This is a genomic window from Crenobacter cavernae (assembly GCF_003355495.1).
Classification (GTDB): Bacteria; Pseudomonadota; Gammaproteobacteria; order Burkholderiales; family Chromobacteriaceae; genus Crenobacter; species Crenobacter cavernae.
In genome coordinates, this window is the sequence record NZ_CP031337.1 from 380,421 (window position 1) to 401,989 (window position 21,569).

22 protein-coding genes and 3 tRNA genes are annotated in these 21,569 nt (G+C 66.6%); 7 read left to right on the forward strand and 18 right to left on the reverse strand.

Annotation, left to right across the window (positions count from 1 at the left end; all coding sequences use genetic code 11):
* The first annotated feature begins 20 nt into the window (after nucleotides 1-20).
* The 6 genes from DWG20_RS01745 (at nucleotide 21) to DWG20_RS01770 (ending at nucleotide 6,457) form a co-directional block, all read left to right on the forward strand.
* Complete coding sequence (locus DWG20_RS01745) at nucleotides 21-1,424, forward strand: S41 family peptidase (RefSeq protein ID WP_181880948.1); 1,404 nt, start codon at nucleotides 21-23, stop codon at nucleotides 1,422-1,424.
* Between the two features lie 64 nt (nucleotides 1,425-1,488).
* A complete protein-coding gene (locus tag DWG20_RS01750; RefSeq protein ID WP_115432141.1) occupies nucleotides 1,489-1,881 on the forward strand; it encodes a hypothetical protein in 393 nt (130 codons plus the stop codon).
* A gap of 87 nt (nucleotides 1,882-1,968) precedes the next feature.
* On the forward strand, nucleotides 1,969-3,276 hold the full coding sequence (gene argA / locus DWG20_RS01755) for an amino-acid N-acetyltransferase (protein WP_115432142.1): 1,308 nt from the start codon (nucleotides 1,969-1,971) through the stop codon (nucleotides 3,274-3,276).
* Nucleotides 3,277-3,438: 162 nt separating this feature from the next.
* The gene (locus DWG20_RS01760) at nucleotides 3,439-3,711 is read left to right on the forward strand and encodes an oxidative damage protection protein (RefSeq protein WP_115432143.1); all 273 of its coding nucleotides are present in this window, start codon (nucleotides 3,439-3,441) and stop codon (nucleotides 3,709-3,711) included.
* Nucleotides 3,712-3,837: 126 nt separating this feature from the next.
* Entirely contained in the window at nucleotides 3,838-5,898 is a 2,061-nt protein-coding gene (gene ppk1 / locus DWG20_RS01765) for a polyphosphate kinase 1 (protein ID WP_115432144.1), read from the forward strand.
* 79 nt (nucleotides 5,899-5,977) lie between these two features.
* Nucleotides 5,978-6,457, forward strand: a complete 480-nt coding sequence (locus tag DWG20_RS01770; protein ID WP_115432145.1) for a DUF456 domain-containing protein — start codon at nucleotides 5,978-5,980, stop codon at nucleotides 6,455-6,457.
* Here the strand turns inward: DWG20_RS01770 and DWG20_RS01775 are convergent.
* The 9 genes from DWG20_RS01775 to fdhD all read right to left on the reverse strand — a co-directional run bounded on the left by DWG20_RS01775 (nucleotide 6,381) and on the right by fdhD (nucleotide 14,932).
* Nucleotides 6,381-8,228, reverse strand: a complete 1,848-nt coding sequence (locus tag DWG20_RS01775; protein WP_245944749.1) for a putative 2-aminoethylphosphonate ABC transporter permease subunit — start codon at nucleotides 8,226-8,228, stop codon at nucleotides 6,381-6,383. The two genes, DWG20_RS01770 and DWG20_RS01775, sit on opposite strands and share 77 nt — an antisense overlap.
* Nucleotides 8,222-8,563 carry a TOBE domain-containing protein gene (locus DWG20_RS16305; protein WP_245944750.1) on the reverse strand — a complete coding sequence of 114 codons (342 nt, stop codon included), beginning with the start codon at nucleotides 8,561-8,563 and terminating at the stop codon, nucleotides 8,222-8,224. Before DWG20_RS16305 ends, DWG20_RS01775 begins: the two co-directional genes overlap by 7 nt.
* A complete protein-coding gene (locus DWG20_RS01780; RefSeq protein ID WP_245944751.1) occupies nucleotides 8,458-9,321 on the reverse strand; it encodes an ATP-binding cassette domain-containing protein in 864 nt (287 codons plus the stop codon). Before DWG20_RS01780 ends, DWG20_RS16305 begins: the two co-directional genes overlap by 106 nt.
* A 150-nt stretch (nucleotides 9,322-9,471) precedes the next feature.
* Entirely contained in the window at nucleotides 9,472-12,207 is a 2,736-nt protein-coding gene (locus DWG20_RS01785) for a type I secretion system permease/ATPase (RefSeq protein WP_115432146.1), read from the reverse strand.
* A gap of 221 nt (nucleotides 12,208-12,428) precedes the next feature.
* Nucleotides 12,429-12,503, reverse strand: a tRNA-Glu gene (locus DWG20_RS01790).
* A 4-nt stretch (nucleotides 12,504-12,507) separates the two neighbouring features.
* Nucleotides 12,508-12,584, reverse strand: a tRNA-Arg gene (locus DWG20_RS01795).
* Between the two features lie 7 nt (nucleotides 12,585-12,591).
* A tRNA-Ser gene (locus DWG20_RS01800) sits at nucleotides 12,592-12,685 on the reverse strand.
* A 48-nt stretch (nucleotides 12,686-12,733) separates the two neighbouring features.
* A complete protein-coding gene (locus tag DWG20_RS01805) occupies nucleotides 12,734-13,960 on the reverse strand; it encodes an aspartate kinase (RefSeq protein ID WP_115432147.1) in 1,227 nt (408 codons plus the stop codon).
* Nucleotides 13,961-14,104: 144 nt separating this feature from the next.
* Nucleotides 14,105-14,932: a formate dehydrogenase accessory sulfurtransferase FdhD gene (gene fdhD / locus DWG20_RS01810; protein ID WP_115432148.1), complete on the reverse strand. Its 828-nt coding sequence runs from the start codon at nucleotides 14,930-14,932 to the stop codon at nucleotides 14,105-14,107.
* 225 nt (nucleotides 14,933-15,157) lie between these two features.
* Between fdhD and DWG20_RS01815 the strand changes: the two genes are divergently transcribed.
* Entirely contained in the window at nucleotides 15,158-16,525 is a 1,368-nt protein-coding gene (locus tag DWG20_RS01815; RefSeq protein WP_181880949.1) for an MFS transporter, read from the forward strand.
* Nucleotides 16,526-16,623: 98 nt separating this feature from the next.
* Here the strand turns inward: DWG20_RS01815 and rplI are convergent, their stop codons facing one another.
* From rplI to rlmB, 9 genes are all read right to left on the reverse strand, one after another.
* Nucleotides 16,624-17,073, reverse strand: coding sequence for a 50S ribosomal protein L9 (gene rplI / locus DWG20_RS01820; RefSeq protein WP_115432150.1), 450 nt, complete (start codon nucleotides 17,071-17,073; stop codon nucleotides 16,624-16,626).
* Nucleotides 17,074-17,089: 16 nt separating this feature from the next.
* Nucleotides 17,090-17,317 carry a 30S ribosomal protein S18 gene (gene rpsR, locus DWG20_RS01825; protein WP_115432151.1) on the reverse strand — a complete coding sequence of 76 codons (228 nt, stop codon included), beginning with the start codon at nucleotides 17,315-17,317 and terminating at the stop codon, nucleotides 17,090-17,092.
* A gap of 5 nt (nucleotides 17,318-17,322) precedes the next feature.
* Complete coding sequence (gene priB, locus DWG20_RS01830) at nucleotides 17,323-17,622, reverse strand: primosomal replication protein N (RefSeq protein ID WP_115432152.1); 300 nt, start codon at nucleotides 17,620-17,622, stop codon at nucleotides 17,323-17,325.
* An 8-nt stretch (nucleotides 17,623-17,630) separates the two neighbouring features.
* On the reverse strand, nucleotides 17,631-18,014 hold the full coding sequence (gene rpsF / locus DWG20_RS01835) for a 30S ribosomal protein S6 (protein ID WP_115432153.1): 384 nt from the start codon (nucleotides 18,012-18,014) through the stop codon (nucleotides 17,631-17,633).
* Between the two features lie 175 nt (nucleotides 18,015-18,189).
* Complete coding sequence (locus tag DWG20_RS01840) at nucleotides 18,190-18,399, reverse strand: heavy-metal-associated domain-containing protein (protein WP_115432154.1); 210 nt, start codon at nucleotides 18,397-18,399, stop codon at nucleotides 18,190-18,192.
* Nucleotides 18,400-18,487: 88 nt separating this feature from the next.
* Nucleotides 18,488-18,793 (reverse strand): hypothetical protein, encoded by a 306-nt coding sequence (locus DWG20_RS01845; protein WP_115432155.1) that lies wholly within the window; start codon nucleotides 18,791-18,793, stop codon nucleotides 18,488-18,490.
* An 11-nt stretch (nucleotides 18,794-18,804) separates the two neighbouring features.
* On the reverse strand, nucleotides 18,805-19,110 hold the full coding sequence (locus DWG20_RS01850; protein WP_115432156.1) for a metal-sensitive transcriptional regulator: 306 nt from the start codon (nucleotides 19,108-19,110) through the stop codon (nucleotides 18,805-18,807).
* A 45-nt stretch (nucleotides 19,111-19,155) separates the two neighbouring features.
* Entirely contained in the window at nucleotides 19,156-20,661 is a 1,506-nt protein-coding gene (locus DWG20_RS01855; protein ID WP_115432157.1) for a multicopper oxidase family protein, read from the reverse strand.
* A gap of 153 nt (nucleotides 20,662-20,814) precedes the next feature.
* Complete coding sequence (gene rlmB / locus DWG20_RS01860) at nucleotides 20,815-21,567, reverse strand: 23S rRNA (guanosine(2251)-2'-O)-methyltransferase RlmB (RefSeq protein ID WP_181880950.1); 753 nt, start codon at nucleotides 21,565-21,567, stop codon at nucleotides 20,815-20,817.
* Between the last annotated feature and the right edge of the window lie 2 nt (nucleotides 21,568-21,569).

Here is a 21,569-nt window from a genome sequence, read left to right on the forward strand (position 1 = left end):
CCTGAAGAGAGCACGTATCCATGAAAGAGCCGCTGAAAAAAATCGCGCTGATCACCGCAGGGGCCCTGGCCGGCGGGGCATTGACCATCAGCCTGCAGGCGCTGGCCGACAAGGACACGCTCGGCCCGCTGCCCTTGAACGAACTGCGCACGTTTGCCGAGGTATTCGGCCGCATCAAGCAGGAATACGTCGAGCCGGTCGAGGACAAGAAACTGATCAACGAGGCGATCAAGGGCATGATTTCCGGTCTCGACCCGCACTCGGACTACCTCGACCCGGAGGCTTTCAAGGAGCTGAAGGAAGGCACGCAGGGCGAATTCGGCGGCCTCGGCATCGAGATCGGCGCCGAGGACGGCGCGGTCAAGGTGATTGCGCCGATCGAGGACACACCGGCGCAGAAAGCCGGCATCCAGAGCGGCGACCTGATCGTGAAGATCGACGAGACGCCGGTGCGCGGCCTGTCGCTGAGCGACGCGGTGAAGAAGATGCGCGGCAAGCCGGGCACCAAGGTCACGCTGACCATCGCGCGCAAGCAGGAAACCAAGCCCTTGGTCTTCACGCTGACGCGCGCGGTGATCAAGACCAAGAGCGTCAAGTACAAGATGCTCGAACCTGACTTCGGCTACATCCGCATCACGCAGTTCCAGGAACACACGACCGAGAACCTGGCGCAGGCGATCGAGACGCTGTACCGCGACAACAAGCAGTCGCTCAAGGGGCTGGTATTGGATTTGCGCGACGACCCGGGCGGCCTGTTGAACGGCGCGGTCGGCGTGTCGTCGGTGTTTTTGCCGAAAGGCTCGCTGGTGGTCTACACAGAGGGTCGCGTCGAAGACGCGAAGATGCGGCTGACCGCGATCCCGCAAAGCTATCTGCGCGGCGGCGAGAAAGACCCGCTCACGCAGCTGCCGGCCGACATCAAGTCGCTGCCCTTGGTGGTGCTGGTCAACACCGGCTCGGCGTCGGCGTCCGAGATCGTCGCCGGCGCCTTGCAGGACCACAAGCGCGCGGTGCTGGTCGGCACGCAGACCTTCGGCAAGGGCTCGGTGCAGTCCATCCTGCCGCTGGGGAACGCCGGCGGCATCAAGCTGACCACCGCACGCTACTTCACGCCGAGCGGCCGCTCGATCCAGGCCAAGGGCATCACGCCGGACGTGATCGTCGAGGATGGCAAGCTGACCGCCGCCGACAACGCGTTGCGCGTGCGCGAAGCCGACCTGGAAAACCATCTCGACAACCCGAACGGCGAAGACAAGGCGCCGGCACGCCCGGTACGCCGCATCGAGCCGCCGAAGGAAGACAAGAACAAGGACGACAAGTCCGACGTCAACCCGCGCGACCCGAACCCGAAGACCGACTTCCAGCTCGGCCAGGCCTTGAATATCCTCAAGGTGCAGCAAATACTGAGCAAGAAAACCAACTGATTGCTGGCTACGCAGCGTCACAAAGGCCGGCTAGACGCCGGCCTTTTTAGCTCCGGAGGACGCCATGCCGCATGAAGAAGCCTTCAAGACCCGCACGATCGCCTTGCGCGCGAACGACGACGTCGCGACGGCCACCGCCGTGCTGAACGCCCTGGAAGGCGTGAACGCGCGGGCGCTCACCGACAGGCCGGCCATCCTCATGAGCTACACGCTGCCCGAACACACGCTCGCCGACCTCGTCGGCCAACTTGTCGACTCGGGCTTCCACCCCATCGACGGGCCGCTCGAGCGGCTGCGCCTCGCGCTGATCGCCTACGGCGAAGACGTCCAGCGGCACAACCTCGACGCACCGGCCATCGCCGTCAAGCCGCGCGACGCGTTCAGCCGGATCTACCAGCACCATCCGCACGGCGACGCCGACGAGACCACGCCGGAAGAATCGCGCCACTACCGCTGAACCCGGCCGGCGACCTCGGCCAACCCTGCACGGCGCGCGCCTTTCCTGCTACCCTTGGCGCGATCCCTTCCATCGCCGAATGCTGCCATGCTGTCCCGTGAATTCGTGCTGTCGTTCCGCGAAGCGGCGCCCTATATCAACGCCTTTCGCGGCAAAACCTTCGTGCTCGCCGTCAACGGCGAAACTGTCGCCGCCGGCCGCGTGCCCGGCCTCGCGCAGGACATCAACCTGTTGGCGAGTCTCGGCGCGCGCATCGTGCTCGTGCACGGCGCGCGGCCGCAGATCGAGAAGCTCGCCGCGCACAGCGCGCTCAAGCAGACCTTCCACCGCGCGCGAAGGGTGACCGACCCGGCGACGATGGACGTGGTGCGCCAGGCGGTCGGCGCGACGCGCTACGAGATCGAGGCGGCACTGTCGATGAGCATGCCCAATTCGCCGATGCAGGGCGCGCATCTGAGGATAGGCAGCGGCAACTTCCTGACCGCGCAACCGCTCGGCGTCATCGACGGCGTCGACATGCTCTACACCGGCCACGTGCGCAAGATCGACAACTACGGCATCCGCCACCGGCTCGAGGCCGGCGAGCTGGTGCTGATCTCGTCGATCGGCTATTCGCCGACCGGCGAGGCGTTCAACCTGACGATGGAAGAAGTCGCGACGCAGACCGCGATCGCGCTGCGCGCCGAGAAGCTGATCTTCTTCATCGGCGGCGACAGCGTGATCACCCGTGGCGGCGAGGTGGTCAGCACGCTGGACACCGGCGAGGTCGACGCGGCGCTTTCCGCCGGCGGCCTGTCCGAAGAGGCGACCGCCTACCTGCCGTGCGCGGTACGCGCCACGCGCGAGGGCGTCGCGCGCGTGCACCTCGTCAGCCGCGACGAAGACGGCGCGCTGCTGACCGAACTCTTCACCGACTACGGCAGCGGCACCATGGTCGCGCGCGACCCGCTGGTGCGCATCCGCACCGCGACGATCGAGGACGTCGGCGACCTGATCGGCCTGATCGCGCCGCTCGAGGCGCAGGGCATCCTCGTCAAGCGCAGCCGTGAAGCGCTCGAGATGGAGATCGGCCAGTATTCGCTGCTCGAGCACGACGGCCGCATCTGCGGCTGCGTCGCGATGCATGCCTTCCCCGAGTCGGGCATGGCGGAACTCGCGTGTCTCGCGGTCAGCGCCGAGCGGCGCGACGCCGGCTTCGGCGAGATGATGCTGCAGTACGTCGAGAACCAGGCGCGCCGCCGCGGTATCCAGCGCCTGTTCGTCTTGACGACGCAGACCGCGCACTGGTTCGTCGAGCGCGGCTTCGTCGCCGCCCCGCTGACCGAGCTGCCGATGGAGCGCCAGGAGTGCTACAACTTCCAGCGCCGCTCGAAGGTGTTCATCAAGACGCTGTGATAGGAATAAGGTTGGCCGAGCCCGGCCAGGCTTGCAGCTTCCCTGTCCCGCCCCCATCTACAGTCCGAATCCCTGTCGCCACGGCCTTCGCGGTCTGGATGACGTGTCATCTGTATGACACAATGTTCCGCTATCCTGTTTCCCCTCATTGAAGGAAGTGCAATGGCCCGTACCGTTCACTGCGTCAAGCTCGGCCGCGAAGCCGAGGCGCTCGATTTCCCGCCCTTGCCCGGTGCCATCGGCAAGCGCGTTTACGAAAACGTCTCGAAGGAAGCCTGGCAGGGCTGGCTCAAGTACCAGACCATGCTGATCAACGAGAACCGCCTCAACCTCGCCGACAGCCGCGCCCGCCAGTACCTGGCGCAGCAGCTGGAAGCGTACTTCTTCGGCCAGGGTGCCGACGTGCCGGAAGGCTACACGCCGCCGTCCGCCTGATGTACCGCCAGAGCCCTCCTTCGCGAGGGCTTTGTTGTCTTCGCGCCCCGATAAACCGCCAAGAGCCCTAAGCAGAACGTCTGCGCCAGCCGCTGTGCTTAGCGCCCCTGCCCCACACGGATTGCCATGACCCACGTAGCCCAGACCGAACTCTTGCTCAACCGCGAACTCGGGCTGATCGAGTTCAACCGCCGCGTGCTCGCGCAGGCCGAAGACGCGAGCCTGCCCTTCCTCGAGCGGCTGAAATTCCTGTGCATCGTGTCGTCCAACCTCGACGAATTCTTCGAGGTGCGCGTCGCCTGGCTCAAGGAAAACGTCCAGGCCAACCCGAACCGGCTGTTGCCGGACGGCGCGACGCCGCGCCAGTCGCTGTCGCGCGTGTCGGCCGCCGCGCACGCGCTGGTGCGCGAGCAGTACCAGGTGCTGAGCGAGGTGCTGCTGCCGTCCCTCAGGGAAGAAGGCATCGTGTTCCTCAGGCGCGCCGAATGGAACGACGCGCAGCGCGACTGGATCCGCGCGTTCTTCTTCCGCGAGCTGATGCCTATCCTGACGCCGATCGGCCTCGACCCGTCGCACCCGTTCCCGAAGCTGTTGAACAAGAGCCTGAACTTCGCGGTCGAGCTCGAAGGCCGCGACGCCTTCGGCCGCGCGTCGGGCATCGCCATCGTCCAGGCGCCGCGCATCCTGCCGCGCGTGATCAAGCTGCCGGCCGAACTGACCGACGGGCGCGACACGCTGGTCTTCCTATCGTCTATCCTGCACGCGCACGTGCACGAGCTCTTCCTCGGCATGGCGGTCAAGGGCTGCTACCAGTTCCGCGTCACGCGCAACAGCGAGCTGACGGTCGAGGACGAGGACGTGAAGAACCTGCGCACCGCGCTGCAGGGCGAATTGCGCCATCGCCAGTTCGGCGAGGCGGTCAGGCTCGAGATCGCCGACACCTGCCCGGCTCACATGGAGGAATTCCTCGTCACGCAGTTCGGGCTCGAGGCGCAGGACGTCTACCGCGTGAACGGCCCGGTCAACCTGGTGCGGCTGATGCAGGTGCCCGAGCTCTTGGACCGGCCCGACCTCAAGTTCACGCCGTTCGAACCGAGCCTGCCGCCCATCATCGCGAAGAAGAGCAACCTGTTCGACGCGATCGCCCGTGGCGACATCCTGCTGCACCACCCGTACCAGAGCTTCCAGCCGGTGATCGACCTGCTCAACCTCGCGGCGACCGACCCGCAGGTCGTCGCGATCAAGATGACGGTCTACCGCACCGGCACCGACTCGGTGCTGATGGATTCGCTCGTCGCCGCCGCGCGCGCCGGCAAGCAGGTGACGGTCGTCGTCGAACTGATGGCGCGCTTCGACGAAGAGGCGAACATCGGCTGGGCGAGCCGGCTCGAGGACGCCGGCGCGCACGTCGTGTACGGCGTGTTCGGCTACAAGGTGCACGCCAAGATGCTGATGGTGGTGCGCCGCGAGGAAGGCGGGCTGAAACGCTACGTGCACCTGGGCACCGGCAACTACCACCCGCGCACCGCGCGCCTCTACACCGACTTCGGCCTTCTGACATGCAACGACGAGCTCGCCAGCGACGTCAACGACATCTTCGTGCAGCTGACCGGCCTCGGCCGCGCGGGCAAGCTCAAGCTGATCTACCAGTCGCCGTTCACGCTGCACTCTATGCTGACCGCAGCAATCGAGCACGAGGCCGAACACGCGGCCGCGGGTCGTCCGGCGCTGATCATCGCCAAGATGAACGCGCTCTTGGAGCCGCAGGTGATCCACGCGCTCTACAAGGCGAGCCAGGCCGGCGTGAAGATCCAGCTGATCATCCGCGGCGTGTGCGCGCTGCGGCCGGGCGTGCCGGGCTTGTCGGACAACATCACCGTGCGCTCGATCGTCGGCCGCTTCCTCGAGCACACGCGCGTGTTCTACTTCTTCAACGACAAGCACGAAGACGTGCTGATCGCCAGCGCCGACTGGATGGGCCGCAACCTGTTCCGCCGCATCGAGACCTGCGTGCCCATCGTCGACGTGAAGCTGAAGCGCCGCATGATCAAGGAAGGGCTGAAGCTCTACCTCGAGGACAACGTCAACACCTGGGAGATGCAGCCGGACGGCAGCTACAAGCGCCGCGCGAGCCGCGGCAAGCCGCGCTGCGCGCAGGACATCCTGCTCGCCGAGTACGCGGGCTGAGCGGCCGGAACTCGACCGTCACATCCCCACCTAAGACGGGCGCGCTTCGCGCCCGTTTTTCTCTATCTGGAGCTCGTCCTTGGACATCGCCCTGTATCTGCTTTCCGCCGTCCTCGTCATCGTCGGTCTCGCCGGCACGGTGTTCCCCGCGCTGCCCGGCCTGCCCTTGATGCTGGCGGGCTTCGCGCTCGCCGGCTGGGTCGGCGACTTCCAGACCATCACCGTCGCCGCGCTGATCGTGCTCGGCGTCTTGACGGCGATCGGCTTCGTGATCGACCTCGTCGCCGGCTGGCTCGGCGCCCGGGCCAGCGGCGCGAGCCCGAAGGCCTTGTGGGGCGCGCTCGCAGGCAGCCTGATCGGCCTGTTCTTCGGCCTGCCCGGCGTGATCTTCGGCCCGCTCGTCGGCGCGGCGGCAGGCGAATTCCTCGCAAAGCGCGACCTCTACCAGGCCGGCAAGGTCGGCATCGGCACCTTCATCGGTTTCATCGTCGGCACCGTCGCCAAGATCGGCTGCGCGTTCGCGATGCTGGCGGTGTTCGCCGGCGCGCTGCTGTTCTGAGACGGCCAGCTCCCCTTCCCTCCCACGACGTTGGCCGAGGCCTCGGCCAACGTCCTACCTCCCCTTCCAGCGCCCGCTGCGGCGCGCGATCAGCGCCTCGAGCCCGCTGAACGCCAGCGAAACGACGGCCGACGTCGCGACGATCAGCGTCGCCATCGCCGCGGCGGCCGCGGTGTCGCCGGCGTCGTCCATGGTGATGATCGCCACCGCCGCAAGACTCTTCTCCGGGCTGTAGAGGAAGATCAGCGCCGATACGGTCGTCCATCGCCGACACGAAGAAGAAGCGCGCGATGTCGATCAGCGCCGGCGCGCACACCGGCAGCGTCACGCGGCGCAAGGTCACCCAGAACGGCACCTTCAGCGACGAGGCGACCGCCTCGAACTCGGCGTCGAGCTGCTTGAGCGCGGTGGTCGCGGTCAGGTGCGCGGTGGTGTAGTAGTGCGCGACGGTGCAGACCACCATCAGCGCCATGCCGCCGTAGAGGAAGTTCAGCGGGTTGGCCGGGTGGTTGAAGAAGAACACGTAGCCGAGGCCCAGCACCAGGCCCGGCACCGCCATCGGCAACAGCGCGAACAGGCGCAACAGCGGCGCGACGCCGGCCGCCGATTTCAGCTTCTCTGCCCAGTACGCGCCGAGGAAGACCAGCACGGTGCCTGCGCCTGCGCTCGCGACGCCGAGCGCAAGGCTGTTGCGGTAGGCCGCCCAGCCGCCGCCGTCGACGCTGTCGAAGTCGTAGTGCGACAGCGTGAGGCTGAGGTCGTAAGGCCAGTAGGCGATGAAGGACGCGGCGACGCCGACACCGAGCAGCGACAACAACAGCAGCGACACCAGCGACAGCCCGCCCAACGCCGCGAGGTCTGTGGCAAGCATACGTTGCGGCACGAAGGGCACCGCGCGGGCACTCAAGGCCGCCGCCTGGCGGCGCGCCATGCGCCGCTCGATCGAAAATGACAGCAGCGCCGGCGCGAGCAGCATCAGCCCGACCACCGCGCCGCGCTCGAAGTTGAGCTGGCCGATCACCTGCTTGAACGCTTCCACAGCCAATACGTTGAAGTCGCCGCCGACCACCTTGGGCACGCCGAAGTCGGTGATCACCAGCGTGAACACCACCAGCGCCGCCGACACCAGGCCGTAGCGCGCGCTCGGCAGCGTCACCGTCAGGAAGCGGCGGATCGGGCCGGCGCCGAGCACGCGCGCCGCCTCGGCCAACCTCGCGTCGGAACTCGCGAGCGCGGTCGCGAGGATCAGGAAGGCGTGCGGAAACGTATAGAACAGCTCGCCGGCGACCACGCCCCAGAAGCCGTAGACGCTGCCGTCACCGATCCAGCTTTTCAGCAGGCCCTGGTTGCCGAACAGGTAGACCAGCGAGATCGCCGGCATCAGCGACGGCGCGAGAAGCGGCGTGAGCGCGATCTGGCGGAAGGCGCCGCGCCCCCACACGGCCGTTCGAGTCAGCGCAAAGGCAAAGCCGAAGGCGATCGGCACGACGAGCAGCGTCGAGGTCAGCGCGACCGAGAAGCTGTTGACCGCCGCGCGCACCAGGCCCGGCGAGCCGGCGATCTCGGCGAAGTGCGCGAAGCCGGCCCAGCCGCCGTCCGTCGTAAGGAAGGCGCGGCCGAGCATCGCGGCAAGGGGCAGGCCGACCGCGAACAGCAGCGCTGCGACCCACAACAGCGGCAAGAAGCGTCCGAGCAGCGCCTCGAAGTCGAAGCGCTTGCCAGGGTTGGCCGAGCCCCGCGATGTCAAGCGGCGCGCGATCGCTGTCAACATGGCGCGCCCTCCGGGTAGGCGATCAGCCGTGCCGCCGGCAGCGCGATCGGCACGATCTCGCCGGGCACGATGGGCTGGCGCGACAGCATAGACGGGCACAGGTCGGCGGTCAGCGTCACGCCCGGCATGCCCTCGGGCGAGAGCTTCAGGCGCGTCAGCGCGCCGGCGAACGCGACGTCGGCGACGCGCGCGAGCACGGTGTTGGCCGCCGGCTCCCACTGCGCGCGGATCAGGATGTCCTCCGGGCGCAGGAACAGCGTGAACGCGTCGCCCTCTGGCAAGGGTTGGCCGAGCTGCAAGGTGTGCGAGCCGACCTCGACCACGTCGTCGGACACGCGCCGTGCGGCGAGCCAGTCGCCTCGCCGACGAATTCGGCGACGAAGCGGCTCGCCGGCCGGCGGTAGATCTCGGACGGCGTGCCGACCTGCTCGATGCGGCCGTGGTTCATCACGACGACCCGGTCGGCGATCGCGAGCGCCTCGGCCTGGTCGTGCGTGACCATCAAGGTCGTCACGCCGAGCTTCTTCTGCACGCGCTTCAGTTCGTCGCGCAGCTTGTCGCGCACCCTCGCGTCGAGCGCCGACAACGGTTCGTCGAGTAAGAGCAAACCTGGCGACGTCGCGAGCGCGCGCGCCAGCGCGACGCGCTGCTGCTGGCCGCCCGACAGCGCCGCCGGGTATTTTTCCTCGGCGCCGGGCAGGCCGACCATGTCGAGCAAGTCGCGCACGCGCTCTTGGTGGCGCGCGCGCTCGCGGCGCGGCGTCAGTCCATACGCGATGTTGTCGGCGACGGTCAGGTTCGGAAACAGCGCGTAGCTCTGGAACACGATGCCGTAGTCGCGTTTTGCCGGCGCCAGCCGCGTGATGTCGGCGCCGTGCGCGAGCACGCGGCCGGCGTCCGGCTTGTCGAGGCCGGCGATGAGGCGCAACAGCGTCGTCTTGCCGCAGCCGGACGGGCCGAGCAGGCAGACGAACTCGCCCTTGCGGATCTGCAAGGACACGGCGTCAAGCGCGGTGAACGCGCCGTAGCGGCGCGCGAGGCCGTCTACCGCGAGGTGGGGCGCGGCGGCGAGCGGGGAGTCGCAGGGTTTCATCGGGGGGAACTCCAGGAATCGCGTTTGCCCAAACCGGCCGGAACCGGTCGAAGAACGGGGGGCTTGGGAAAACGGCCGGCGCCATCCGCGCCGGCCAGGTCAAGCTTGAGACAGCGTTTTCGTCATCGCAAAAACGCCGTCAGGACCGGCTTACTTCGCCTCGGCCTTGCTCTCGTAGCGGCGCGACCATTCCTTGAGGATCGCGTCGCGGTGCTTCGCCGCCCAGGTGAAGTCGTTCTTCACCAGCTTCTTCTCGTAGTTGGCCGGCAACAGCGGGTTCGGCTTGGCGACGCCCGGCAGCGCGACGACGGCGTAGTTCTTCTCGTAGAGCTCCATCGCCGGGCGGCTGGCGGCGAAGTCGGCCAGCTTCCTGGCGGCGTCGAGGTTCTTCGTGCCTTTCAGGATCGCGGTCGCCTCCAGGTCCCAGCCCAGGCCCTCCTTCGGGAACACCAGGTCGATCGGCGCGCCCTTCTCCTTCAGCTGCGCGCCGCGGTATTCGAACGAGATGCCGATCGGGTACTCGCCGGCGGCGGCCATCTTGCATGGCTTGGAGCCCGAGTGGACGTACTGCGCGATGTTGGTATGCAGCCTGTCCATGTAGTCCCAGCCCTTCTTGTCGCCGAACATCTGCAGCCACGCCGACACGTCGAGGAAACCGGTGCCGCTCGACGCCGGGTGCGGCATCACGACCTGGTTCTTGTAGAAGGGCTTGGCAAGGTCCGCCCAGCTCTCCGGCTTGGGCAGGCCTTTCTTCGCGGCCTCTACGGTGTTGAAGCAGATCGTCGCGGCCCACACGTCCATGCCGACCCAGCGCGGCGGGTTGGCCTTGTCGCGGAAGGTCGGCGCGATGATGCGGTGCGCACCGCGCACGGTGGACAACCGGTGGGCGATGACGATCACGGTGCGCCCCTGGCAGATCGCGCGCATGTTCTGCATCACCGCGCGCTCGGACTCGTAGTCGAGCGCGCTGGTCGCCTCGTCGAAGATCAATATCCGCGGGTTGCAGACCAGCGCGCGGGCGATCGCGATGCGCTGGCGCTGCCCGCCGGACAGGTTGGAGCCGTGTTCGCCGACGACCGTGTCGTAGCCCTCGGCCAACTCCATGATGAAGTCGTGCGCGCCGGCGAGCTTGGCGGCCTGGATCACCTTGTCGAGCGGCATGCCGGGGTCGGCCAGCGCGATGTTGTCGCGGATCGACTGGTTGAACAGCAGGTTCTCCTGCAGCACCACGCCGATCTGGCGGCGCAGCCAGGCCGGGTCGGCCAGCGCCAGGTCGTTGCCGTCGACCAGCACCCTTCCGCGCTCGGGGACATATAAACGCTGGATCAGCTTGGTCAGCGTCGACTTGCCGGAACCCGAGCGGCCGACGATGCCGACCACCTCGCCGGGGCGGATCGTGAGGTTCAGCGTCTTCAGGATCTCGGGGCCGTCGGGGCGGTAGCGGAACACCACGTCCTCGAACGCGATCGCGCCCTGGATAGCCGGCAGCGCCGCGCGGCTGGCCGGGGTTTCGGTGCGGGTGTTGAGCAGGTCGCCGAGCCGTTGCACCGAGATGCCGACCTGCTGGAAGTCCTGCCACAGCTGCGCCAGCCGGATCACCGGCGCGGCGACCTGGCCGGCCAGCATGTTGAACGCGACCAGCTGGCCGACGCTCAGCTCGCCGTCGATGACCAGCCGCGCGCCGAGCCACAGGGTCGCGACGGTGACCAGCTTCTGGATCAGCTGCACCCCGTGCTGGCCGATATTGGCCAGCCGCGTCACCTTGAAGCCGGCGCTGACGTAGGCGGCCAGCTGGTTGTCCCAGCGCCGCGTCAGATGCGGCTCGACCGCCATCGCCTTCACGGTGCCGATGCCACCGACCGCCTCGACCAGGAACGACTGGTTGTCGGCGCCACGAGCGAACTTCTCGTCCAGCCGCTGGCGCAGCACCGGCGTCAGGCTGGTAGACCACAATGCGTAGCACGGCAGCGAAACGACGACGATCAGCGTCAGCCACCCGCTGTACCAGGCCATCACCGCCAGGAACACCACCGAGAACAGCAGGTCGAGCACGCTGGTCAGCGCCGATCCGGTCAGGAAGTTGCGGATGTTTTCGAGCTCGCGGACCCGCGCCACCGTGTCGCCGACGCGGCGCGCCTCGAAGTAGGCCACCGGCAGCGCCAGCAGGTGGCGGAACAGCCGCGCGCCGAGTTCGACGTCGATCCGGTTGGTGGTGTGCGAGAACACGTAGTTGCGCAGGCAGGACAGCAAGATCTCGAACAACGACACCACCAGCAGGCCGACCGCGATCACGTCCAGGGTGGTGAAGCCGCGATGGACCAGCACCTTGTCCATGACGACTTGAAAGAACAGCGGCGTGATCAGCGCGAACAGCTGCAATACAAAAGAAACGCCGAGCACCTCGAGCAGCAGTCGCCGGTATTTGACGATGGCCGGGATGAACCAGGTGAAGTCGAACCGAGCCAGCGTGCCGGCCACCGACGCACGCGAGGTGACCACCAACAAGCGGCCGTCGTAGCGCGCCCGGAATTCTTCCCGACTCAGCACCAGCGGCCGGCCGGACTTCAGGTCGTGGATCAGCACCTTATCGCCGTCGGTGCGGGCGACGATGAAGTGCTCGCCGGAGGGCGCCAATGCCAGCGCCGGCAGCGCCGCCAGGCCGACGCGTTCGGCCGGCTGGCCGATGATGCGCGCCTTCAGCTCGAGCGACTTGGCGGCCAGCAGCAGATCGGTTTCAGCGAACGGTTCGGCGCCGCGGCCGAACTGGTGGGACAACTGGGTGGGGTCGGCGGCGACGCCGTGGAACTGGGCCAGCAGCACCAGGCCGGTCAGGCCGTGGTCGGGTGATGGAACATCGGGTTCGGAGGGAGGGCTGGCAATCGACATGAATTCCGCATAAAGGGAAAACCCGCGCAAAATATCACATAGCCATAGATTGTGTAATATGCAGATATACTTAATTGAGTGGGGAGCGAGGCTTGCTGAAAAGCGGGGCGTAGAGAATGGGAGAGGGCTAGAAACAAAAAAGCGCTCAAGAAGACTTGAGCGCTTTTTGCGTATTACCTACCGACGAGTTTTACGGGTGATGTCTAACTCGCTGGTTTAACTGGCGTCCCCACGGGGAATCGAACCCCGGCTACCGCCGTGAAAGGGCGGTGTTCTAACCGCTAAACTATAGGGACTGGGTGGTGCACCCGGAGCGATTCGAACGCCCGACCCTCTGGTTCGTAGCCAGATACTCTATCCAACTGAGCTACGGGTGCACTGTTGTGGCGGAGAAAGAGGGATTCGAACCCTCGATACAGGTTTAAGCCCGTATGCTTCCTTAGCAGGGAAGTGCCTTCGACCACTCGGCCATTTCTCCGCAACAGAGGCGCAATCTTAAATAGCAAAGCGCCTCATGTCAAGCGCTTCAAACAGCCTGATCGAGGCCGAATGCCTTGTGCAGCACGCGAACGGCCAGTTCCAGGTATTTCTCGTCGATCAGCACCGACACCTTGATCTCGGAGGTCGAGATCATCTGGATGTTGATGCCCTCTTCGGCCAGGGTGCGGAACATCGTCGACGCGATGCCGGTGTGCGAGCGCATACCGACGCCGACGATCGAGATCTTGGCGATCTTGTCGTCCGATTCGATCTTGGCGGCGCCGACGTGGGTCTGCATCTCGCGCAGGATCGTCAGCGCGCGGTTCGCTTCGCCGCGCGGTACGGTGAACGAGAAGTCGGTGGTGCCCTGATCGCCGACGTTCTGGATGATCATGTCGACTTCGATGTTCGCGTCGGCGATCGGGCCGAGGATCTGGTACGCGATGCCCGGACGGTCCGGCACGCCTTTTACGTTGATACGGGCTTCGTTGCGGTCAAACGCGATGCCGGCGACGACGGCTTTTTCCATGTTTTCATCTTCCTCGAACGTGATCAGCGTACCTTCGCCCTCTTCCTCGAAACTGGAGAGCACGCGCAGGCGCACCTTGTACTTGCCGGCGAACTCCACCGAACGGATCTGCAGCACCTTGGAGCCCAGGCTCGCCATCTCGATCATCTCCTCGAAGGTGATGGTCTTCAGGCGGCGGGCTTCCGGCACCACGCGCGGGTCGGTGGTGTAGACGCCGTCCACGTCGGTGTAGATCTGGCATTCGTCGGCCTTCAGCGCGGCGGCGAGCGCCACGGCCGAGGTGTCCGAGCCGCCGCGGCCGAGGGTGGTGATGTTGTTCGCCTCGTCGATGCCCTGGAAGCCGGCGACGATGACGACGCGGCCTTCGGCGAGGTCGGCGCGCAGCGCTTCTTCGTCGATGCTCTGGATGCGCGCCTTGTTGAACGACGAGTCGGTCGCGACCTTCACCTGCCAGCCGGTGTAGCTCTTGGCGTCGACGCCGATTTCCTTCAGCGCCATCGCCAACAGGCCGATGGTGACCTGTTCGCCGGTGGAGATGATGACGTCCAGCTCGCGCGGATCGGGATAGTCCTGGATCTCGCGCGCCAGCGCGATCAGGCGGTTGGTTTCGCCGCTCATGGCGGAAACGGCCACCACCACGTCGTGCCCCTGCGCTTTCCATTTGGCGATGCGCCGGGCCACGTTCTTGATGCGCTCCGTGGTGCCCATGGACGTGCCGCCGTATTTTTGTACGATGAGTGCCATGCTTGCTTCTTGCAATCGTGAAAAATGTCGAACAAGGATTCTGACCCCATCCTTGCCGGAAAAGCAAGGAGGGATTGCGCCAGACAAAACGCGCATCCGTCATGGCGACGCTGGCCGAGCCCTGCGTCATGACGGATGCGCGGTTCAGCGCGCGGAAAACAGGCGTTCGGGATGGGTGTAGACGTTGGCGCGACCGGGCCGCACGAAGCCGGCGAGCGTGAGGTTCAACGACGTCGCGAGCCGCACCGCCAGCGCGGTCGGCGCCGACACCGCGGCGAGGATCTCGATGCCGGCGCTTGCCGCCTTGTGCGCCATCTCGTAGCTCGAGCGGCTGGTGACGAGCGCCGCGCCCGGCTCGGCCCCGACCCTCGCGCGCCAGCCGATCAGCTTGTCGAGAGCGACGTGGCGGCCGACGTCCTCGAACACCGCGGCGAGCGTACCGTCGGGCCTCAGCCAGGCGGCGGCATGCGCGGCGCCGGTCGCGGTGGTCAGCGGCTGCGCGTCTTGCAGATGCATCAGCGCCGCCTGCAGCGCGGCAGATTCCAGCGCCTGCGTGAACGGCAGCGCAGGCAGCGGCCGCGCCGCCTGCGCCAGGCTCTCCACGCCGCACAGCCCGCAGCCGGTGCGCCCGGCCAGCTGCCGGCGGCGTGTCTTGAGCGCGGCGAAATCGGCCGCCGCCAGTTCGATGCGCAACTCTATCCCCTCCTCCACCCGCACTATCTCGACGTCGTAAAGGTTGGCCGAGCCCGCAGCGATACCTTCGGACAGCGAAAAGCCGAGCGCGAAGTCTTCGAGGTCTATCGGCGTCGCCATCATCACCGCGTGAGCGATGCCGTTGTAGACGAGCGCGACCGGCACCTCCTCGATCAGGCTGTCGTCGCCGGGGGACTCGTCGTCGCTACGCCACACGGCGTGCGTGGAGAACGCATCTAAGGACGGCGACGCATCGGGGGCGGGATTTTGCGGAGACATGGCGCGGCTCGTGAAAGGCGGAAACCCGTCATTCTGGGCGGCTTTGCACGGCGAGGGCAATGGCGGATCGTCATACCGGCTCGCGCGGCGGGCTATATGCGCGCGGTGTCGCCTGCAAATGCACCATGCCGGTGGCTTGCCTAGCCCCCGAAGCTCGGCCAAGCTTGTCGCATGATGCCCATCCCCCGCCCATCGCCCGAGTCCTCGTCGCGCAGCGTGGCCGCCATGAGCGAAAACAGCTCCCCGCGCGGCCGGCTCTACCCGCTGATCCTCTTGTGCGCCGGCGTCGAGTTCTTCGGCGTGCAGGCCTACGCCTTCGGCGCCCACGTGCTGAGCGCCGGCCTCGGGCTCACGCCGGCCGAATTCGCGCTCGCGTCGACCGTCTACACCTTCGCCTGCATCGTCGCGATCTTCAAACACCAGTGGGTGACCGGCCGCTTCGGCTACCGCCGCTACCTGTTGGTATCGACCGCGGTCTACGTCGGCGCGTCTATTGCCTGCGCGGCGAGCACGCAGCTGCTCGTGTTCTGCGTCGCGCGCTTCCTGCAGGGCCTCGGCGGCGGCGGCCTGTTCCTGTCGTCGCGGCTGATGTGCAACCTGTTCCTGCCGCCCGAGAAGCGGCTTGCCGGCATCATGTGGATGTCGCACGGCATCCTCTTGGTGCCGGTGTTCGCGCCGCTGGCGACCGCCGGGCTGACCGAATGGTTGGGCTGGCGCGCGCTGTTCGGCGAGATGGCGCTGCTGGGCGCGCTGCTGTGGCTGTCCGCCTGGCGCGCTCTGCCGAAGGCGTCGACCTTGCCCGACGCCGACGTCAGCCACTCGCCGGCGGCGGCGCTGTCGTTCGCGGTGGCGATCGTCGCGCTCGAGATGCTGCTGCAGGGCTTTCGCTGGCTCGACGTCAACGCGCACGAGCTGCTGTTCCTGTTCCCGCTGCTGGCCGTGCTCGGGCTGACCTTCTTCTTCCTCGGCGAACGGCGCAATCCGCAGCCGTGGCTGGACCCGCGCGTGCTGAACGACCGCCCGTTCGTCGTCGGCGGCCTGCTCAGCTTCATGTTCTATCTGGTGATCGTCGAGTTCCAGTACGCGGCGCCGCTATTGGGCCGCGGGCTCGGGATGTCATGGTGGGCGGTCGGCGGCTTGCTGACGCTGTTCAACCTGTCGGCCTACGCGAGCTACTGGTTGTTCCAGAAGCAGAGCGATCCGGCCGGCAAGCTCAAGGGCTGGATGATGGGCGGCGTCGCGGCGATGGGCGGCGGCTGCCTGTTGCTTGCCTTCCTGCCTGCCGAGCCACGCTGGCTGTACGCGTTGCCCATCGTGCTGCAGTCGTGCTTTGCCGCCTTCGTGATCATCCCGCTGTCGATCAAGATGTTCCGCAATATGGCCGGCAGCTTCTACAGTCACGGCTACCGCACGCGGCTGATCATGGGCAAGGTCGCGGCGAGCCTCGCGATCAGCGTCGCCGCGCTCGCGATCGACAAGCGGCTGTCGGTCGGCATGACGCTGCTGGAGGCGACGCAGCGCCAGTTCCTGTGGCTCGCGCTGATCTGCGCGCTGTTCCTGTGGATGATAGAGCGGCAGAAGACGATCGAGTGAAGGGCTCGGCCTGGCCGAGCCCCGGCAGACGGGTAACGGAAAACAAAAAAGCCGACAGCTAGGCTGTCGGCTTTTTGCGGTATGGCGATCGGGAGCGATTAGGCTTCCGGGGTCACCAGGACCTTCACCGGCACGACGACGTCGTGGTGCAGCGCGATTTCGAGGTCGAACTCGCCGGTGGTCTTGAACGGACCGTTCGGCAGGCGGACTTCGGCACGCGTCACTGCGACACCGGTCGCCACGATGGCGGCGGCGATGTCGGCGTTGGTCACCGAGCCGAACAGACGGCCGTCGACGCCGGCCTTCTGTGCGATGGTGATCACGGCGCCTTCGAGCTTGCCGGCACGCGCTTGCGCGTCGACCAGGATCTCGGCCTGTTTGGCTTCCAGTTCGGCGCGGCTCGCTTCAAACGCGGCCAAGTTGGCGGCGTTCGCGCGCTTGGCTTTGCCTTGCGGGATCAGGTAGTTACGGGCGTAGCCGTTCTTCACGGTCACCTTGTCGCCCAGTTGGCCCAGGTTGGCCACTTTTTCGAGCAGAATGATTTGCATCTTGTGGTCTCCTGGCTTAGTGCTGGTCGGTGTACGGCATCAGGGCCAGGAAGCGAGCGCGTTTGATCGCGGTCGACAGCTGACGCTGGAAGCGGGCTTTGGTGCCGGTGATGCGGGCCGGAATGATCTTGCCGTTTTCGGCGATGAAGTCTTTCAGCAGCTCGGTGGCTTTGTAATCGACTTCCTTGATGCCTTCTGCCGTGAAGCGGCAGAACTTCTTGCGCTTGAAGAGTTGACGAGCCATTTCTCTTAACCTTTTACGAATTCAACGTGTTCGATGTGCAGAACCAACCGCGGGTTGCGCAGGCTGCGCTGGGCGAGGAATCCGCTCACTGCGACCTGTTGTCCGGCGAGTTTGCCGCCCCATTGGGGGGCTTGCTTGCCGATCAGCACCGCCTGGATTTCACAGGCGACGTCGCGTTCCAGATTCGCTTCGCGTTGCCGGGACTGGTGTTTGAGCCACATCTCCAGCACCGGCAGGCCGGCGGGGGTGTAGCGCAGTTCGGCTTCGCGCTCGACCGTGGCGGTCAGTTGCAGACGATTGAGCAAAACCTGCCTTAGGCGGCGGCTTCGGCCTCGTTACCTGCGGCGGCCGGCTGCGGGTCGAGCAGGTTCTTGGCCTTCTCGTCCTTCATCATCGGCGACGCTTCGGCCACGGCGCGGTCCAGCTTGATGGTCAGGTGGCGCAGCACGGCGTCGTTGAACTTGAAGGCGTGCTCGATTTCTTCCACGGTGTCCGGGGTGCACTCGACGTTCATCAGAACGTAGTGAGCCTTGTGCAGCTTCTGGATCGGGTAAGCCAGTTGACGGCGGCCCCAGTCTTCCAGACGGTGGATTTTGCCTTCCTGGCCGAGCACCATACCCTTGTAGCGCTCGATCATGGCCGACACTTGCTCGCTCTGGTCCGGATGGACGATGAATACGATCTCGTAATGCCGCATGGGGACTCCTTTTGGCTGTAAAGCCTTTCGCCATGCGCTGCGAAAGGCAAGGGTTGAAACCGCAGCATTCTACGCAAAAACGGCGGCGCGGGCAAACGGCGGCGCCGTTTTCCGGACGGCGCGCCGCGCGGGCTGTGGCATTCGCACCGCTGCCCGGCCGCGCCGGACGCCTTCTTCAGCCGATCACGTCGAAACCGGCGTCGCTGACCGCCTCGGCCAACGCCTCGATCGCAGGCTGCCCGGCGTCGCGCTCGACGATGACGCGGCCTTCTGCCAGGCCCACTTCGACCGAGCGCACCCCGGGCAGCGCCAGAAGCGCGGCCTTCACACTGTCGGCGCAGCCGCCACAGCTCATGCCGGCGACGTTGAGCACTACTTTTTCCATGTCGTCTCCTCAAACCCCTATCGAAAGCACGGGGCCGGACCGCGCGCGGCCGCCCCCTCGGACGAACTCGGCCAAGCTTGGCCCGAGGTCAGAATTTCTTGTCGCGGCGGATATCGTCGACGACGCCGTCGCGGATCACGATATAGGTCGTGTACGGCGTCGAGCCGCCGGCGCGCCAGGTCAGCGTGTAGCGCCGGCTGTAGATCTTGCTGCCGTCGGGGCGGCGCGTCATCGTTTCCGGGCCTTCGCTTCGGTAGTCGGGCGGGCCGGCGATGTCGACCACCTCGGCTTCCTGCATGCCGGTGAAGAGCTTGATGTACTTCTCGAACGGAATCGGCGCAGCGCCGGCCTGGGCGCTTCCCAGAGCCAACGCGACCGCGGCCAGCGCTTTCATGGCGGTCTCCTTTAACGAATCTTGCGCACCACGGCGATCAGCTCGTCGATGCGCGCCGCGGCGTCGCCGTCGACGATCGCCTGCGTGACGCAGCCCTTGACGTGGTTTTCCAGAAGCTGTAGCGCGACCGCGTCGAGCGCCGACTTGGCGGCGGCGATCTGCGTCAGCACGTCGACGCAGTAGCGATCGGACTCGATCATGCCGCCGATACCGCGCACCTGCCCCTCGATGCGCGACAGGCGCTTGAGGAGCGCGTCCTTATCGGGCTGGACGACACTCTTGTCGCTCCCTTCCGGCTCGTGGCAACACTCGCCCATGGTGCTTCCTTTCACAATGTTAGCCTGTGCCCGATTGCCGGCCCGTCAGGCGCGCACATCGATCTGACCCATCATGCCCTGGTCCTCGTGCTCGAGGATGTGGCAATGGAACATGCGCATGCCGGGCTGATCCTGCCGGAAACGCAGCTTCACCGCGTGGCTGGCCGGCAAGCTCACGACGTCGCGCCACGCGCGGTAGGGTTCGGTCTTCCAGCCGCGGCCGTCGTGGCGCGCGACGACCTGGAACTGCGTGCCGTGCAGGTGGAACGGATGGTCCATGTCGGCGCGGTTGACGACCTCCCATTCCTCGACCTCGCCGACGCGGCCGACGAAGTCGGCGCGGTTCATGTCGAAGGTCTTGCCGTTGATCGTGAACATCGCCTCAGGGTCGGCCATGTTTTCCTCGAGCACGACGCGGCGCTTCACCTTGGGCGACGGCAGCGCGGCTATGCGGCGCAGGCGTTTGGGCAAGGGCACACTGGCGACGCGCGGCCCCGGTGCGACCGTCGCGAGCGTCAACGCCTCGTTCGTCTCGGCGCTCATCATCTTGCCGCGCTGGTACGGCAGCGCGACCAGCCGTCCCGCTTTCGCAGCGCCGGTGATGACGAGCTCGGCACGTTCGCCCGGCGACAGCAGCACTTCGGCCTCGCGGCGCGGCGCCTCGATCAACCCGCCGTCGCTGCCGACGCGCCACACCTCGAACCCTGGCAAGGCGAGCCGCAGCACGCGTGCGCTGGTCGCGTTGTAGACGCGCAAGCGCACGCGCTCGTTCTCGCCCAGCGCAAGCACCGGCTTCAGCGCGCCGTTGACCAGCACATAGTCGCCCTCGCGGCCGTCCATCCAGTCGGCCTTTGTGTTGGCGGGAATCGCGGCGTTAGCGTCGAGGCGCAGGTCGGACAGCACGAGCGGAATATCGCGCAGATGCGCGAGCGGATCGTGGCGACTTTTGACCAGGAACACGCCGGCCAGGCCGCGGAACACCTGTTCGGCGGTGTGACCGTGCGGGTGCGGGTGGTACCAGTAGCTGCCGCCCGAGCCTTCGGGCAGGACGAAGCGATAGTGGCGTGTCTCGCCGGGCTGCACCGGATGCATCGGGTTGCCGTCCTGGTCGGCCGGCACCGGCATCCCGTGCCAGTGTACGGTGGTCGGCTGCGGCAGCCGGTTGGTGAACGCGATCTCTACCGTGTCGCCCTCGTACGCCTCGATCAGCGGGCCGGGCAGGCTGCCGTTGTACGCCCAGACCTCGGTCGGCTTGCCGTCCTCGGCCAACCCTTTCAAGACCGGCGCGGCGACGAGTTCGCCTGCGAAACGGCCGGATACCGCTGCACGATTCGGTAGCGGGGTCAGACTCGGCAGAGGCAAGCCCTCGGGCAGCGCGACGGCGGGCGCGGCCTGCCCCATCGCGGCGTGGTCCATGCCGGCGTGCGGGTCGGCGGCCGGACCGTGGCCCATGGACGCATGATCGATGTGCGCGAGGTCGGTGGCGGCGCGGGCAAACCACGGCATGGCGGACATCAGGAAGGCGGCGTGAAGAAAGCGGCGGCGTTGCATACGTGATCCGGTCTGGAGATTGGTTTCACTATATACCCTACAAGGGTATAAGAGAAGACCGGCGCCATTGCCGCCGGTTCCACCAAAAAAAAAACCGCCCGGTCGCGATCGACCGGGCGGTTTGCGGAACGACAAGGTTGGCCGAGGTGGCCGTCAGCCCGCCTCGCCGGCGCGCACGCGCTGACGGCGGCTCTCGGCGAGCACCATGCCGGACGACACCGACACGTTGAGGCTCTCTACCGTGCCGAACATCGGGATAGCCACCAACACGTCGCAGTGCTCGCGGGTCAGGCGGCGCATGCCCTCGCCTTCCGAGCCCATCACCCACGCCAGCGGGCCGGCCGCGTCGACGTGGAACAGGTCGGTGTCGGCTTCCATCTCGGTGCCGGCGATCCACACCCCCTGGTCCTTCAGGTCGCGCAAGGTGCGCGCGAGGTTGGTGACGGTGATGTAGGGGACGACTTCGGCGGCACCGCAGGCGACCTTCGACACGGTCGCGTTGAGGCCCGCCGAGCGGTCCTTGGGCGCGATCACCGCGTGTGCGCCCATCGCGTCGGCGACGCGCAGGCAGGCGCCGAGGTTGTGCGGGTCGGTCACGCCGTCGAGGATCAGCAAGAGCGGCGGCTCGGACAGATGCTCGAGCACGTCGTCGAGCGACACGTAGCTCTTGGACGCGTCGATCACCGCGGCGACGCCCTGGTGGCGCGCCTTGCCGGTCATCGCGTCTAGCCGCTCGGGCTCGACCATCACCAGCTTCACCGACTCGGCGTCGACCTTCTCGAGCACCGCGCGCACGCGCGCGTCTTCCCTGCCGCGCGCCAGATAGACCTCGACCAGGCTCTTGGGGTTTTGCCACAGACGCGCGTTGACCGCGTGAAAACCATGGATCAGCCGTTTGTTGCTCACGA

Coding starts and splice junctions, on each gene's coding strand:
- DWG20_RS01840 (WP_115432154.1), bottom strand. CDS start 18,399: ATGGAAAAAGTAGTGCTCAACGTCGCCGGCATGAGCTGTGGCGGCTGC.
- DWG20_RS01845 (WP_115432155.1), bottom strand. CDS start 18,793: ATGAAAGCGCTGGCCGCGGTCGCGTTGGCTCTGGGAAGCGCCCAGGCC.
- DWG20_RS01745 (WP_181880948.1), top strand. CDS start 21: ATGAAAGAGCCGCTGAAAAAAATCGCGCTGATCACCGCAGGGGCCCTG.
- DWG20_RS01780 (WP_245944751.1), bottom strand. CDS start 9,321: ATGAAACCCTGCGACTCCCCGCTCGCCGCCGCGCCCCACCTCGCGGTA.
- ppk1 (WP_115432144.1), top strand. CDS start 3,838: ATGACCCACGTAGCCCAGACCGAACTCTTGCTCAACCGCGAACTCGGG.
- rplI (WP_115432150.1), bottom strand. CDS start 17,073: ATGCAAATCATTCTGCTCGAAAAAGTGGCCAACCTGGGCCAACTGGGC.
- DWG20_RS01850 (WP_115432156.1), bottom strand. CDS start 19,110: ATGGGCGAGTGTTGCCACGAGCCGGAAGGGAGCGACAAGAGTGTCGTC.
- DWG20_RS01815 (WP_181880949.1), top strand. CDS start 15,158: ATGAGCGAAAACAGCTCCCCGCGCGGCCGGCTCTACCCGCTGATCCTC.
- argA (WP_115432142.1), top strand. CDS start 1,969: ATGCTGTCCCGTGAATTCGTGCTGTCGTTCCGCGAAGCGGCGCCCTAT.
- DWG20_RS01750 (WP_115432141.1), top strand. CDS start 1,489: ATGCCGCATGAAGAAGCCTTCAAGACCCGCACGATCGCCTTGCGCGCG.
- fdhD (WP_115432148.1), bottom strand. CDS start 14,932: ATGTCTCCGCAAAATCCCGCCCCCGATGCGTCGCCGTCCTTAGATGCG.
- DWG20_RS01785 (WP_115432146.1), bottom strand. CDS start 12,207: ATGTCGATTGCCAGCCCTCCCTCCGAACCCGATGTTCCATCACCCGAC.
- DWG20_RS01805 (WP_115432147.1), bottom strand. CDS start 13,960: ATGGCACTCATCGTACAAAAATACGGCGGCACGTCCATGGGCACCACG.
- rpsR (WP_115432151.1), bottom strand. CDS start 17,317: ATGGCTCGTCAACTCTTCAAGCGCAAGAAGTTCTGCCGCTTCACGGCA.
- DWG20_RS01855 (WP_115432157.1), bottom strand. CDS start 20,661: ATGCAACGCCGCCGCTTTCTTCACGCCGCCTTCCTGATGTCCGCCATG.
- DWG20_RS01775 (WP_245944749.1), bottom strand. CDS start 8,228: ATGTTGACAGCGATCGCGCGCCGCTTGACATCGCGGGGCTCGGCCAAC.
- rpsF (WP_115432153.1), bottom strand. CDS start 18,014: ATGCGGCATTACGAGATCGTATTCATCGTCCATCCGGACCAGAGCGAG.
- DWG20_RS01760 (WP_115432143.1), top strand. CDS start 3,439: ATGGCCCGTACCGTTCACTGCGTCAAGCTCGGCCGCGAAGCCGAGGCG.